Source organism: Massilia aurea (genome assembly GCF_040790145.1).
In the GTDB taxonomy this organism is placed as follows: domain Bacteria; phylum Pseudomonadota; class Gammaproteobacteria; order Burkholderiales; family Burkholderiaceae_D; genus Telluria; species Telluria aurea_C.
Map to the genome: position 1 here is coordinate 364,451 of NZ_JBFMMP010000002.1, position 13,918 is coordinate 378,368.

Below are 13,918 nucleotides of genomic sequence, written 5' to 3' on the forward strand. Positions count from 1 at the left end.
GGTTCTCAAGGCTGTCGCCGCGATCACCGGTTGTTCCGCGCCATGAACATCAGGCGCTCGAACAGGCCGACATCCTGCTCGTTCTTGAGCAGGGCGCCGTGCAGCGGCGGGATGCCAACCTTGCCGTCACCGCTCGCGCGCAGGGCCTCGGCCGGCACGTCTTCGGCCAGCAGCAGCTTGAGCCAGTCGAGAAACTCGGACGTCGAAGGCTTCTTCTTGATGCCGGGGACGTCGCGCAGCGCATAGAAGCTTTGCAGCGCCGCAGCCAGCAAGTCCTGGCGCAGGTTCGGGAAGTGCACGCCGACGATGTCGGCCATCGTCTCGCGGTCGGGAAACTGGATGTAGTGGAAGAAGCAGCGGCGCAGGAACGCGTCCGGGAGTTCCTTCTCGTTGTTCGACGTGATGATCACGAGCGGGCGGTGGGTGGCCACGACCATTTCGCGCGTCTCGTACACATAGAACTCCATGCGATCGAGTTCGCGCAACAGGTCGTTCGGGAACTCGATGTCGGCCTTGTCGACTTCGTCGATCAGCAGCACCACCGGCTCGGGCGCCGTGAAGGCTTGCCACAGCACGCCCTTGACGATGTAGTTCTGGATGTCGCGCACGCGCTCGTCGCCCAGCTGCGAGTCGCGCAGGCGCGAAACGGCGTCATATTCGTACAGGCCCTGCTGGGCCTTGGTGGTCGATTTGACGTGCCACTGCAGCAGCGGCATGTCCAGTGCGGCGGCGACTTCTTCGGCCAGCATGGTTTTGCCGGTGCCCGGCTCGCCCTTGATCAGGAGCGGGCGGCCCAGTGTGAGGGCCGCGTTGACGGCCAGTTTCAGGTCGGCGGTGGCGACGTACTTGTCGCTGCCTTCGAAGCGGGGAGCAGCTTGCATGGCGGGTGCTTTGTCGAGTCGGTCGGTGGCTGGAAGTATATGCCATAACCTCCAGCGCGCCGCCGCCGCCCGGTTTATAGACTGGTGTCAAGTCTTCAGATAGAATCGGCCCGTTGGTAGAGCTTTGCTAACTTTTTATGCGGTTGCGGTTTTCGAATTACAACTAACGAGACGCCCATGAAAACAAGTTCAGCACCACTGGTACTGGTACGAATACTGGCCGCTGTCGCCTGCGCCGCCGGCAGCGCCGTCAGCACGGCCGCCGAAGTTGTCGGCAATCCCAGGGCGGCCGTCGCCAAGGTCGAGATGTGCATCGGCTGCCACGGCATCGCCGGTGGCTACAAGACCGCCTTCCCCGAAGTCTACCGGGTGCCGATGATCGGTGGCCAGTCGGCCAAATACCTCGAAGCGGCCCTCAAGTCATACCGCAAGGGCGACCGCAAGCACCCTTCCATGGTCAATATTGCCAAATCGCTGAGCGACCAGGACATCGCCGACGTGGCGGCTTATTATTCCCAACAGACGGTGGCCAAGCGATGACCCCCTCGATGATGCGTATCGCTTTTTCCCTGGCCTTGTGCGCGCTGGCCGCAAGCGCCAGCGCCGCCGACATCGCGCGCGGCGCGGCGTTGGCCAAGACGCACAACTGCGCCTCGTGCCACGGCGCCGACTTCAACAAGCCGATCGACCCGAGCTACCCCAAGCTGGCCGGGCAGCACGCCGACTACCTGACGACCGCGCTGCGCGCCTACAAGCGCGGCGCCGGTCCGAACGGGCGCGTGAACCCGATCATGTCGGCGCTGGTGCAGCCATTGTCGAACCAGGACATGGTCGATCTCGGCGCCTATCTGGGCAGTTTGCCGAGCCAGCTGGTGATCAAGAAATAAGCCCGGCCGGAGACGCGACGAGGCGCTTGCTGGTAACATGCGAGCCCTTTGCCGCGTCACCCGCCGGAGCATTCTGTGTCATCTCTTTCCCCTGCCTACCTCAAGACCAACCTCCTCAGCGGCCTGACCGTCGCCCTGGCGCTGGTGCCCGAGGCGATCGCTTTCGCACTTGTCGCCCACCTGTCGCCGCTCACCGGCCTGTACGCGGCCGTGCTGGTCGCCTTTATCACGTCCGCGTTCGGCGGACGGCCAGGGATGATCTCGGCCGCCGCCGGTTCGCTGGCCGTGGTGATGGTGGCGCTCGTGGTGCAGCATGGCGCGCAATACCTGCTGGCGGCGGTAGTGCTCATGGGCGTGCTGCAGCTGCTGTTTGCTGCCGCCCGGCTGGGCAAATTCATCCGCATGGTGCCGCATCCGGTGATGCTCGGTTTCGTGAACGGACTGGCGCTGGTGATTTTTCTGGCCCAGTTCGGGCACTTCAAGGTGGCCGGACCCGATGGCACGCCGCAGTGGATGCCGGCCGCGCAGCTGATCACGATGGGCGTCATCGTCGTCGTCACGATGGCAGTGATCTACCTGACCCCGCGCCTGACGAAAGCGGTGCCGTCCACGCTGGTGGGCATCCTGGTGGCCAGCGTCGGCTGCGCGCTGCTGGGCGTCGAGACCCGCACCGTGGGCGACCTCGGCTCGATCGCCGGCGGCTTGCCGGGCTTCGCGCTGCCCGACGTGCCGATGACGTGGGACACGCTGCGCATCGTGTTCCCGTACGCGCTGGTGATGGCGGGCGTGGGCCTGATCGAGTCGCTGCTCACGCTCACGCTGATCGACGAGATCACCGACACGCGCGGCCAGCCGAACCGCGAAGCGCTGGCGCTGGGCGCGGCCAATGTGGTCAGTGGCGTGTTCGGCGGCATGGGCGGCTGCGCGCTGATCGGCCAGAGCATGATCAATGTGAACAGTGGCGCGACCGGGCGCCTGTCGGGCATCGCGGCGGCCGCGATCCTGCTGTGCTTTATTTTGTTCGGCTCGAGCTGGATCGAGGCGATTCCACTGGCGGCACTGATCGGCGTGATGTTCGTCGTCTGCGAAAAGACCTTCGAGTGGGGCACGTTCCGCCTGGCCGGCCGCGTGCCGCGCGCGGACCTGTTCGTGGTGGTGCTGGTGGCGGGGATCACGCTGCTGGTCGACCTGGCGGTGGCCGTGCTGACCGGCGTGATCGTCTCGGCGCTGGTGTTCGCGTGGCAGCATGCGCGCCAGGTAAAGGCCGCCGTCTCGGTCGATGCGCAAGGCTGGAAGGTGTATGCGCTTGACGGCACGCTGTTCTTCGCATCGGTCAGCGCCTTCCAGGGCGTGTTCACGCCAAAGGACGATCCGCAGGACGTGGTGATCGATTTCGCGCAGGCGCGGGTGGTAGACCATTCGGCGATCCAGGCGATCGACGCGCTGGCCGAGCGTTACCGCCTGCTGGGCAAGCGCCTGCACCTGCGCCACCTGAGCCCCGACTGCCGCGAGCTGCTGGAAAAGGCGCAGGACATGATCGAGGTGAATGTCATCGAAGACCCGCGTTACCGGGTCGCGGACGACAAGCTGGCGTAGGGTTGGCGACGAAGCCGCCAACCCTACGATTCACGCGAACGCGCGGCGCCGCACGCATTCGATGTACGCCTCGGTATCCGGCGGCACGCCATTACGCTGCGACGCCCAGATCATCTCGCCCAGGCATTCCATGATGTCGTGGTGAGCGTCGTGCTCGCCCCGTTTGGCCACCAGCATGTCGTGGGCGGCGCGGATGCCGCGCGGCTGGTCGATCGAGATCTGCTCGGTAATCGACAGGTGCATCGACAGGTGCAGGAACGGATTGGGCTTGCCGCCTTCGACCGAATAGTCGCGCGCGATCGCCGCCTCGATGTCCTCGAACTGGTCGTGGTACTCGGGATGCTGCACGATCCAGTCGGCCGCGATGGCGTCCATCGGGGTCAGGATCTCGCCATTGCGTTGCTTGCGATAAGCTTCGCAGAAAAAGCGGCGCACGTCGTGCGAAGACGGAGTGAACATGGCAGGAACGGGCTAAAAAGGGGGGAGCCGGCATTGTAACGCGATGCCGGCCCGGGCGTCACAGGGCCATGTCCGCGCCCGAGCCCAAGGCCGGGCCCACCCCAGCGTACTGTTCGCGCAACGACGCACAATCCTTCGGCAGGATGGTGCCCGCCGGCTTGCCCAGCGTTTCCTCATGCAGCCCGATCAGGTTCGCGGCAAAGCAGGCACGCCCCGGCGTGTCGGCCGCGGCCAGCGCCCTGGCGGCGTCGCTCTTGCCAAGAAAATAATCGACCACGGGCCGCGGCCACGCTTCGTGCCCCTCGAAGCGCGTTGCCAGCTCGGCGCCGGCCTGCGGTTCGCCCGCGCGCAACTGGGCCAGATACAGCCACAGGGCGCCATTGCGGCCGGTGTGACCCTGGCCGAGAGTGGCGCGCAGGTGCGTCAGCGCCTGCGCCGGGTTGCCCTGCACCAGCGAGCGCGCGCCCAGCGTCAGACTCGCCTCGCGCTTGCCCAGCGCCGCTGCCCGCTCCAGGTAGCCGATCGCGGCGGCCGGATCGCGGCGCGTGCTGCGATCGGAATCCGCGATGCGCGCCATCGCGAGCCAGGCGTCGGCATTGCCGGCGTCTGCCTCCTGGCGCATCCACGGCCTGACCTCGCGCCGCGAGTCGAACGGTGCGCCGCCAAGGTAGGACACGTACAGCTTGCCCTGGCTCATGGCGAACAGCACGCGGTGCGCGCGCAGGAAGTCGGCGCCGAGCAGCACGTCGACGCTCAACTGGGCGTCGAGCACATCGAATTCGGGATGGTGGACGGTGGCGTCGCCCACCTTGAAGGTGTCGGCGGTGACGATCCAGCTGGCCACCGACTGGCGCCCGACGCCGTGCGCATTGGCCACGCGCGTTGCGCGCGGGCCATCCAGATCGATGCCGGCGCGCCGCGCCGCATGGCGGGTGATGGTGGTGACCGAGGCGCCGCTGTCGATCATGGCGCTCAAGCGCTGGCCGTTGACATGCACGAAAAAGTGCGGGTTGGGCGTCAGTTCGTCGTGGCCCCGAAACGGGATCACGCTCGCGTTCCGGTCCCAGTAGGCCAGCCAGGTGCTGCCACAGCCCTCGGGGCGGAAGAAGCGCAGCTCTTTGGTGGCGAGCGAGAATTCGAGGTCGGTTTGCAGCAGGAAGGCGGCGCCGGCGATGGCGTCGAAGGCCGGCGTGAACGTGGTTTCGCCCACCACGCCCAGGTACACGTCCCGCGCGCGCACCGGCCCGACGGCAAATTCAGCGACTTTCGCATCGTACAGCCGCGACTTGCCCGCGACACCCTGTACGTACCCGCCCGTGGCGCGCATGGCCAGGCCGTGGCGCTCGATGCCGGTGCGGGTCAGGTAGGTCACGCCGGCGCCGGTATCGGGCAGCATGGTGGCGGGCTTGCCGTTGATCTCGCCAGTCATCGTCAAACCCAGGCCGGCGCCGGCAAACTGCAGCGGCACCTGGGCCACTTGCATGAACTGACACGAAGACGCCTGGGCGGCGGCTGGCGCCGGCAGCAGGCAGGTCGCCGCGGCCAGCAGGGGCAGGGCGGTGCGAAGAAGGAAAGAAGGCATGCGGGGATTGTAGCGGATCACCGCTCGGGGGACGGCCTTGATGGCCGGCCCCCGAGGGCTGCGGGTTGGCTGCGGGTTGGCTGCAGTATGGCGACAGTATGGCTACTTGTTCGGCGCCAGCACGAGCGGCTCCGGGCCGGCCGGATTGGCCGGTCCGAGCAGCTCTTGCCCCGCCTTGGCGCCAGGCTGCGACCGGCCATGCGGCTGGCGCAGGTAGCGCGCGCTGTGACGCCGCTCGCCGTGCTGGCCCTTGGCCGGCCAGCTCAGAAAGCGCGACAGCTCTTGCAGGGCGCGCTGGTAGACGTCGCGCTTGAACTCGATGACCACGTCGAGCGGCACCCAGTAGTCGTGCCAGCGCCAGGCGTCGAACTCGGGGTGGTCGGTCAGGCGCAGATTGACTTCGTTGTCGCGCGCGACCATCCGCAGCAGGAACCAGATCTGCTTCTGGCCACGGTAATGCCCGCGAATTTCACGCTTGATGAAATGGTCGGGCACTTCATAGCGCAGCCAGTCGCGGGTGCGCCCCACGATCTTGACATGCTCCTGACGCAAACCGATTTCTTCCTCGAGCTCGCGGTACATCGCCTGCTCGGGTGTTTCGCCGTACTTGATTCCCCCTTGCGGAAATTGCCATGAGTGCTCTCGCACCCGCTTGCCCCACCAGACCTCGTTGTTAGCGTTCAGCAGGATGATGCCGACGTTGGGCCGAAACCCTTCACGGTCGAGCATAAGTGCACCTCATACTTTCTGCCGGCGGACGTTCCCTCTTGTAGACAACTCGGTTCGCTTATGTTTTTACTTACGTATTTTTCACGCCCGTGGGGTTTCCGCACCGCTTGCGCGGTCGATGATGCTGGTTCCGGACCCTGTTTGTAGAAAGATTGGACGCATCAGCCGGCTAATCCTTTAAAATTAGGTCGATTATAACCCTCTCTTTTTAAAAAGAATTCACAGATATGCGCGCCTCACGATTTTTTATTTCAACTCTTAAAGAAGCGCCGTCCGATGCCGAGATCGTCAGCCACAAGCTGATGATGCGCGCCGGGATGATCAAGCGCCTGGGTTCCGGCATCTATACGTATATGCCGGTCGGGCTGCGCGTCATCCGCAAGGTCGAAGCGATCGTCCGTGAAGAAATGAATCGCGCCGGCGCCATCGAACTCTTGATGCCGCTCGTGCAGCCGGCCGAACTGTGGCAGGAAACCGGCCGCTGGGACAAGATGGGCGATGAACTCATGCGCGTGAAAGACCGCCATGGCCGCGATTTCGCGATCCAGCCGACGTCCGAAGAAGTCATCACCGACGTCGTGCGCAGCGAGATCAAGTCGTACCGCCAGCTGCCGGTGAACTTCTATCACATCCAGACCAAGTTCCGCGACGAGCGCCGTCCGCGCTTCGGCCTGATGCGCGGCCGCGAATTCACGATGAAGGATGCGTATTCGTTCGACCGCGACGTGGCTGGCATGCAAACGTCCTACCAGACCATGTTCGACGCCTACACCCGCATTTTCACGCGCTTCGGCCTGAAGTTCCGCGCGGTGGCGGCCGACAACGGCGCCATCGGCGGCACCGGCTCGCATGAATTCCACGTCATCGCCAGCACCGGCGAAGATGCGCTGGTCTACTGCCCGACGTCCGATTTTGCGGCCAATATGGAAGCGGCCGAAGCGGTGGCCAGCGGCGAGCGCGCGCCTGCTGCGCAAGCGCTGACCAAGACCCCGACACCTGGCACGACCAAGTGCGAAACCGTGGCCGCGCTGCTGGGCGTGAATTTGGCGCAGACCGTCAAGACCATCGCCCTCACCACCGAAGCCGAAGGCAAGAAGCACTACTGGGTGCTGCTGCTGCGCGGCGACCATGAACTCAACGAGATCAAGGTCGGCAAGGTCGATGGCCTGGCCGGCTACCGCTTCTCGAGCGAAGCCGAGATCCTCGAGGTCTTCGGCACCGTGCCGGGCTACCTCGGTCCGGTCGCGACCAAGCTGCCAGTGACTGTCGTGGCCGACCGCACGGTCGCCAACATGGCCGACTTCGTGTGCGGCGCGAATGAAGAAAACTTTCACCACATCGGCGTGAACTGGGGCCGCGACCTGCCAGAACCGGTCGTGGCCGACCTGCGCAATGTGGTCGAGGGCGACCCGTCGCCGGATGGCAAGGGCGTGCTGGCGATCGAGCGCGGCATCGAAGTGGGCCACGTGTTCCAGCTCGGCACCGCCTACTCGCAAGCGATGGGCGCGACGTTCCTGGACGACGGCGGCCGCCCTGCGCCGCTGCAGATGGGCTGCTACGGCATCGGCGTGACCCGCATCCTGGGCGCGGCGATCGAGCAGAACTTCGACGACAAGGGCATCGTCTGGCCGGCGTCGCTGGCGCCGTTCGAAGTGGTGCTGTGCCCGATGGGCATGGACCGCAGCGAGATGGTCAAGGACACGACCGAGGCGCTGTATGCCGAACTGGCGGCGGCCGGCGTCGACGTCATCGTCGACGACCGCGGCCTGCGTCCGGGCGCGATGTTCGCCGACTGGGAACTGATCGGCGTGCCGCACCGCGTCGTGATCGGCGAGCGTGGCCTGAAAGAAGGCAACCTGGAATACCAGGGCCGCCGCGATGCCGAAGCGAGCGCCGTCGCGGTAGCCGAGATGGTCGGCTTCATCAAGGCCAAGCTGGGCAAGTGATGGCGGTGCGCCTGGCCTCCTGGTTCGGAGGTGCAATGTTGCTGCTGGCGCTGGCCTTCGGTCTTGGCGGGCCGGCGCATGCCGGCAACCAGAAAGAAGAAGCGCTGTCGGATTCGGTGCGCCTGGCGCTGGCCAATGCCATCGCCGACGCGCGTCCGCCGCGTCCGACTTTCCGTACCGAGGCGGCGCGGGCGCGCTACCAGGCCTGGTTCGACCAGATGTCGCCGCGCCTGGCCAGGCGCCTGCCCGACATCCAGACCCGCACCGAGTTTCTCGAAACCGCGTGGTACGAATCGACCCGCGCGGGGCTCGACCCAGGTCTCGTGCTGGGCCTGATCCAGGTGGAATCGGCGTACCGCAAGTACGCGATCTCGGTCGCCGGCGCGCGCGGCTACATGCAGGTGATGCCGTTCTGGACCAAGGCGATCGGCGACGGCGACCGCCGCCGCCTTTTCCACATGCAGACCAACCTGCGCTACGGCTGCGCGATCCTGCGCTTGTACATCGATATGGAAAAGGGCGACCTGTACCTGGCGCTGGGGCGCTACAACGGCAGCCGGGGCAAGCCAAAGTACCCGAACGCGGTGCTGGCGGCGTGGAAGAACTGGGAGTTCAAGCCGGGGGCGTAACGGTGGAGTCCATGCGGTATCGCCATCGGCCACGTACGCCAGCCCGTCGTTCCCGCCTCCGCGGGAACGACGTGCGATGGTACGTGGTCGTGGTCGATTGGCGCCGTACAAAATCCCCACATACCAATTCACCACACCGTCATCGACGCAGTGTAGACTCCCCGCTTTCCCCAGTGAGGACTGCATGCGACCAACCCTTCTCACCGCTGGCGCGCTGCTGGCGGCGCTCACCGGCTGCGCGGCCACGCCGCCTGTATCGGCCCCTGTCTCGGCCAACCCCGTCGACCACCGCGCGAAGAACGTCATCTTCTTCCTTGGCGACGGCATGGGCGTCAATACCCTGACCGCGGCGCGCATCTTTGCCGCCGGCGAAGACGGCGAACTGGCGATTGACCGCCTGCCCGAATCCGCCTTTGTAAAAACCTTCTCCAACAACGCCCAGGTCACCGACAGCGCCGCTTCGATGGCGGCCTACATGACCGGCGTGAAGCAGAATAACGGCGTGATCTCGATGTCGTTCGGCACCCGCTCGATCGCCCCCGGCAAGGACGCCAACGGCAACAGCCTGGTGAGCCGCTGCGAGAACGGCGAAGCGGCCGTCACGCTGCTGGAACTGGCCCGGCGGCGCGGCATGGCCGTCGGCGTGGTCACCAACACCAGCGTCACCGACGCCACCCCGGCCTCCACCTATGCGCACGCCTGCCACCGCAAGCTCGAAACCGACATCGCCGCCAGCTTGGTGCCCGGCGGCGCCGGCTACAACGCGGCGCTGGGCGCCAATGGCCTCGATGTCCTGTTCGGCGGCGGCGCGCAGCAATTCACGCCGTTCGCGCGCGGCGGCAAGCGCGCCGACAACCGCGACCTGCAGGCCGAATTCAGGGCCAGGGGTTTCCGGGTCGTCAACGACACCGCGGGCTTCGACGCCCTGGCGCCGGGCGTACCGGCCGTCGGCCTGTTCGCCGCCAACCACATGGACTTCGACGCGATCCGCGACGCCGCCCGCCAGCCGGCGCTGCCGGCCATGACGGCCAAGGCAATCGACCTGCTGGCGCCGAACCGCAATGGTTTCTTCCTGATGGTGGAGGGCGGCCTGATCGACCACGCGCTGCACGCCACGCTGGGCAAGCGCGCGCTGCAAGAGACGGTGGCGTACAACGCCGCGCTGCAGGCCGCGCTCGAACGGATGGAAGCGCTCGACCCGGGCCTGAAGAACACCCTGATCGTCGCCACCGCCGACCATGACCACACGCTGCTCCTGAACGGCTACGCGGCGCGCACCGGCAAGACCACGCCCACCCATCCCGGCGTGCTGGGACTGGTGCGCACGGCCGATGGCAAGCCCACGCTCGACAGCCAGGGCATGCCGTACACCGTGATTGGCTTCGGCACCGGGGAGCAGCGCCACAAGGGCGACCGCTCCACGCCGCTGACCGACGCCATCGTGACGGCCGACGACTATCACCAGCAAGCCGTCGTGCGCACGCGCACCGGCGCCGAAACCCATGGCGGCAGCGACGTCTACCTAGGCGCGGCGGGCGCGAACGCGGAGCTGTTCCGCGGGACCATCGACAACACGCGCGTCTTCAATCTGATCAAGACCGCAGCCGGTCTGTAAGCACGAGGGATTCACCATGACTGCACGACGCATTACCCCACTGCTGCTGGCTGCTGCCGCTGTCACTGCTTTTTTTGCAACGCTGCCGGCGACCGCGCTGGCCCAGCAAAAAGCGAAGAACATCATCTTCTTCCTGGGCGACGGCATGGGGCCGACGACCATTACCGCCGCCCGCATCTACCGCGGCGGCGAAGACAGCCTGCTGCACTTCGAGCGCCTGATGGAGCGCACCGCGCGCATCAAGACCTATTCGCTCGACTACCAGACCACCGACAGCGCGCCGTCGATGGGCGCCTACATGACCGGCGTGAAGATGAACAACGACGTCATCTCGCAAGCCGGCGCGCGCCCGATCGACCCGACGAAAGAAGGCGTCGACCAGTGCGGCAACGGCAACGGCACGCCGGCCGTGACGATCCTGGAACTGGCCAAGGCGCAGGGCCGGGCCACCGGCGCCGTCACCACCACCGAACTGACGCACGCCACGCCGGCATCGACCTTCGCGCATACCTGCAGCCGCGACGCGGCCTACACCATCGCGCAGCAGCTCGTGCCGGGCGGCGCCGGCTACAACGCGGCGCTGGGCGATGGCGTCGATGTGTTGATGGGCGGCGGACGCAATCACTTCACGCCGCGCGACGCGTCGCTCAATCCGAAAGGCCGCCCGGACGGGCGCGACCTGATGGCCGAATTTGCCGGCGCGGGCTACTACGTGGCCGGCACGCGCGCCGGCATGATGTCGGCCAGGGCGGGGCGCAAGTTCGTCGGCATCTACAGCGCGACGAGCCACCTCGATTATGCATACCAGCGCCGCCCCGAGCAGCCGACGCTGGCCGAGATGACGGGCAAGGCGATCGACCTCTTGTCGACCAACCCGAACGGTTTCTTCCTGATGGTCGAAGGCGGCAAGATCGATCATGCGCTGCACGATACCCGCGCCAAGCACGCGCTGGAAGAGACGGTGGCGTTCGACGACGCATTGCAGCTGGCGGTGGAGCGCATGCGCGCCATCGATCCGGGCCTGCAGAACACGCTGATCGTGCTCACCGCCGACCATGACCACACCATGCAGATCAACGGCTACCCCAAGCGCGGCAACCCGATCACGGACATCGTGCGCGACTTCGCCACGGGCGAGCCGAAGAAGGATGCGGACGGCAAGACGTTCACCACGCTGGTGTTCGGCAATGGTCCGAACCGGCCGGATGCGCGCGCGGATGTGGATGGCATGGTCGCGCAGAGCGACGATTATCACCAGGAAACCGGCGTGCACAAATCGTCCGAAACCCATGGCGGCGGCGACGTGAAACTGTATGCCACTGGCGCCGGTTCGGCGCCATTCAAAGGCACGATGGAGAATACCCGCGTGTTCGAACTGATGAAGGCTGCTGGCGGTTTGTAAGCCGAATCAGGTTATTTACACCTGAATAACAAAAAGCCCCGGGTTTGAATCCGGGGCTTTTTTAATCAGCGCGACGCCGATTGAATATAACCAGAACTTATTTCAGATGATCCGAAATCAGTTTGGTCATTTCAAACATCGAGACTTGCTCTTTGCCGCCGAAGACTGCTTTGAGTTTGTCGTCGGCATTGATCATGCGACGGTTTGCCGGATCTTGCAGGTCTTTCGACTTGATGTAATCCCAGACCTTTTTGGTCACTTCGGTGCGCGGCAGTGGCTTGTCGCCAACGACGGCAGCCAGCGTGGCCGACGGGGTCATGGCTTTCATGAACGCGGCGTTTGGCTTGCGTGCAACGGCTGGTTTATCAGCCGATTTAGCGGCTGCTTTGGCTGGTGCTGCTGCCTTTTTTGCTGCGGGCTTGGCCGCTGCAGCAGGCTTGGCAGCTGCTTTTTTTGCTGGCGCTGCAGTGGTTTTTTTGGCTGTTGCCATCTTCGAGCCTCCTAAAACGAACACATGGAAAAATGCGTAATTTATCGCACGCCTATATTGGTAGCGTTTTACTGTTCGTGCAAGTCTTTTTCCAAACTTTTTCACTCTGATAAGCGGCTAAATGGGCGCTATCGCACACAACAACGTACGAGAACGATAAAACGCCGACAAGCGGCGAAAAAAAACCGCGCAAAGCGATACGTTGCGCGGTTCTTCGGTACCGGAAAGACTGGTTAGCGCATGCCGGGCATCATGCCCTTCATCCCGCGCATCATCTTCATCAAGCCGCCGCCTTTGAGCTTTTTCATCATCGTCTGCATCTGATCGTACTGATTGAGCATGCGATTGACTTCCTGTACCTGCACGCCCGCGCCGGCCGCGATGCGGCGCTTGCGGTTGGCCTTGATCAGTTCGGGCTTTGCACGCTCGAGCGGCGTCATCGAGTCGATGATGCCGACCATGCGCTGCACCGATTTCTCGGCCTGGCCCATGTTCGCGCCGGCCGCAGCTTGCTGGAACTGGGCCGGCAGCTTGTCCATCAGGCCAGCCATGCCGCCCATTTTTTTCATTTGCGTCAGTTGCGACTTGAAGTCGTTCATGTCGAACCGGCCGCCCACCTTGATCTTGTTGGCCAGTTCGGCCGCCGCTTCGGCGTCGACGCCCTTGCGCGCTTCTTCGACCAGCGCCAGGATGTCGCCCATGCCCAGCACGCGGTTGGCCATGCGGGCCGGATCGAAGGCTTCCAGGCCGTCGAGTTTTTCGGACACGCCGGCAAACTTGATCGGTTTTCCCGTCACGTGACGCACCGACAGCGCGGCGCCGCCGCGCGAGTCGCCATCGAGCTTGGTCAGCACGATGCCGGTCAGGGGCAGGGCGTCGTTGAAGGCCTTGGCGGTATTGATCGCATCCTGGCCCAGCATGGCGTCGACGACGAACAGCGTCTCGATCGGGTTGACGGCGGCGTGCACCGCCGCGATCTCTTGCATCATCGCTTCGTCGATACCGAGGCGACCGGCGGTATCGATGATCAGCACGTCGTGGTAATGCTTCTTCGCCCAGTCGAGCGCGGCCAGGGCGATGTCGACCGGCTTGTCGCTGGCGGTGGACGGGAAGAAGTCGGCGCCGACCTGTTTGGTCACCGATTCGAGCTGCGCGATCGCGGCCGGGCGGTACACGTCGGCCGAGACGGTCAAGACCTTTTTCTTCTTCTGTTCCTTGAGGTACTTGGCCAGTTTGCCGGTGGTGGTGGTCTTGCCGACACCCTGCAGACCGGCCATCAGGATGATCGCCGGCGGTTGCTGGGCGAACGACAACTGGCTGGCTTCGGGACCGAGGTCGGCGCCCATCAGGGCCGCCAGTTCCTTCTGCACCACGCCAACCAGTGCCTGGCCCGGGCTCAGCGAGCCGACGACTTCTTCGCCGAGGGCTTTCTCCTTGACCTTGGCGATGAATTCACGCACCGCCGGCAGCGCCACGTCGGCCTCGAGCAGGGCCATGCGCACTTCGCGCAGCATTTCCGCAGTGTTCGCCTCGGTCAGGCGAGCCTCGCCGCGCATGGTCTTGACGACCTTGGCAAGGCGTTGGGTGAGGTTATCTAGCATGTTCAACCTAATTAGTAAGGGCACATCGGACGCGCAGTCCCGAGCGTGATGCAGGTGGGCGAGCGTCGCCAAAGCGGCATTTTACCTTGTGCACGTGCCCG

General features: G+C 65.0%; 13 protein-coding genes. 7 read left to right on the forward strand and 6 right to left on the reverse strand.

Annotation, left to right across the window (positions count from 1 at the left end):
* Positions 1–23: 23 nt before the first annotated feature.
* Positions 24–881 carry an AAA family ATPase gene (locus AB2N08_RS06195; RefSeq protein ID WP_367609756.1) on the reverse strand — a complete coding sequence of 286 codons (858 nt, stop codon included), beginning with the start codon at positions 879–881 and terminating at the stop codon, positions 24–26.
* Positions 882–1,058: 177 nt separating this feature from the next.
* Between AB2N08_RS06195 and AB2N08_RS06200 the strand changes: the two genes are divergently transcribed.
* The 3 genes from AB2N08_RS06200 (at position 1,059) to AB2N08_RS06210 (ending at position 3,364) form a co-directional block, all read left to right on the forward strand.
* A complete protein-coding gene (locus tag AB2N08_RS06200; RefSeq protein ID WP_367609757.1) occupies positions 1,059–1,421 on the forward strand; it encodes a c-type cytochrome in 363 nt (120 codons plus the stop codon).
* Positions 1,418–1,768 (forward strand): c-type cytochrome, encoded by a 351-nt coding sequence (locus AB2N08_RS06205; RefSeq protein WP_367609758.1) that lies wholly within the window; start codon positions 1,418–1,420, stop codon positions 1,766–1,768. Before AB2N08_RS06200 ends, AB2N08_RS06205 begins: the two co-directional genes overlap by 4 nt.
* Before the next feature lie 75 nt (positions 1,769–1,843).
* A complete protein-coding gene (locus AB2N08_RS06210; RefSeq protein ID WP_367609759.1) occupies positions 1,844–3,364 on the forward strand; it encodes a SulP family inorganic anion transporter in 1,521 nt (506 codons plus the stop codon).
* Between the two features lie 30 nt (positions 3,365–3,394).
* Here the strand turns inward: AB2N08_RS06210 and AB2N08_RS06215 are convergent, their stop codons facing one another.
* From AB2N08_RS06215 to AB2N08_RS06225, 3 genes are all read right to left on the reverse strand, one after another.
* Positions 3,395–3,823: a DUF1841 family protein gene (locus AB2N08_RS06215; RefSeq protein WP_367609760.1), complete on the reverse strand. Its 429-nt coding sequence runs from the start codon at positions 3,821–3,823 to the stop codon at positions 3,395–3,397.
* Between the two features lie 58 nt (positions 3,824–3,881).
* Positions 3,882–5,405 (reverse strand): aspartyl protease family protein, encoded by a 1,524-nt coding sequence (locus AB2N08_RS06220; protein WP_367609761.1) that lies wholly within the window; start codon positions 5,403–5,405, stop codon positions 3,882–3,884.
* A gap of 102 nt (positions 5,406–5,507) precedes the next feature.
* Positions 5,508–6,134, reverse strand: a complete 627-nt coding sequence (locus tag AB2N08_RS06225) for an RNA pyrophosphohydrolase (RefSeq protein WP_367609762.1) — start codon at positions 6,132–6,134, stop codon at positions 5,508–5,510.
* A 227-nt stretch (positions 6,135–6,361) separates the two neighbouring features.
* On the opposite strand from AB2N08_RS06225, the gene AB2N08_RS06230 reads away from it, so the two are divergent.
* From AB2N08_RS06230 to AB2N08_RS06245, 4 genes are all read left to right on the forward strand, one after another.
* Positions 6,362–8,080, forward strand: coding sequence for a proline--tRNA ligase (locus AB2N08_RS06230; RefSeq protein ID WP_367609763.1), 1,719 nt, complete (start codon positions 6,362–6,364; stop codon positions 8,078–8,080).
* 35 nt (positions 8,081–8,115) lie between these two features.
* Complete coding sequence (locus tag AB2N08_RS06235) at positions 8,116–8,709, forward strand: lytic transglycosylase domain-containing protein (protein ID WP_367609764.1); 594 nt, start codon at positions 8,116–8,118, stop codon at positions 8,707–8,709.
* Between the two features lie 184 nt (positions 8,710–8,893).
* Positions 8,894–10,324, forward strand: coding sequence for an alkaline phosphatase (locus AB2N08_RS06240; RefSeq protein ID WP_367609765.1), 1,431 nt, complete (start codon positions 8,894–8,896; stop codon positions 10,322–10,324).
* A 16-nt stretch (positions 10,325–10,340) separates the two neighbouring features.
* The gene (locus AB2N08_RS06245) at positions 10,341–11,726 is read left to right on the forward strand and encodes an alkaline phosphatase (protein ID WP_367609766.1); all 1,386 of its coding nucleotides are present in this window, start codon (positions 10,341–10,343) and stop codon (positions 11,724–11,726) included.
* A gap of 97 nt (positions 11,727–11,823) precedes the next feature.
* Here the strand turns inward: AB2N08_RS06245 and AB2N08_RS06250 are convergent, their stop codons facing one another.
* Complete coding sequence (locus tag AB2N08_RS06250; RefSeq protein ID WP_367609767.1) at positions 11,824–12,216, reverse strand: SWIB/MDM2 domain-containing protein; 393 nt, start codon at positions 12,214–12,216, stop codon at positions 11,824–11,826.
* Positions 12,217–12,449: 233 nt separating this feature from the next.
* Positions 12,450–13,817, reverse strand: coding sequence for a signal recognition particle protein (gene ffh, locus AB2N08_RS06255; protein ID WP_258835674.1), 1,368 nt, complete (start codon positions 13,815–13,817; stop codon positions 12,450–12,452).
* Positions 13,818–13,918 lie beyond the last annotated feature (101 nt).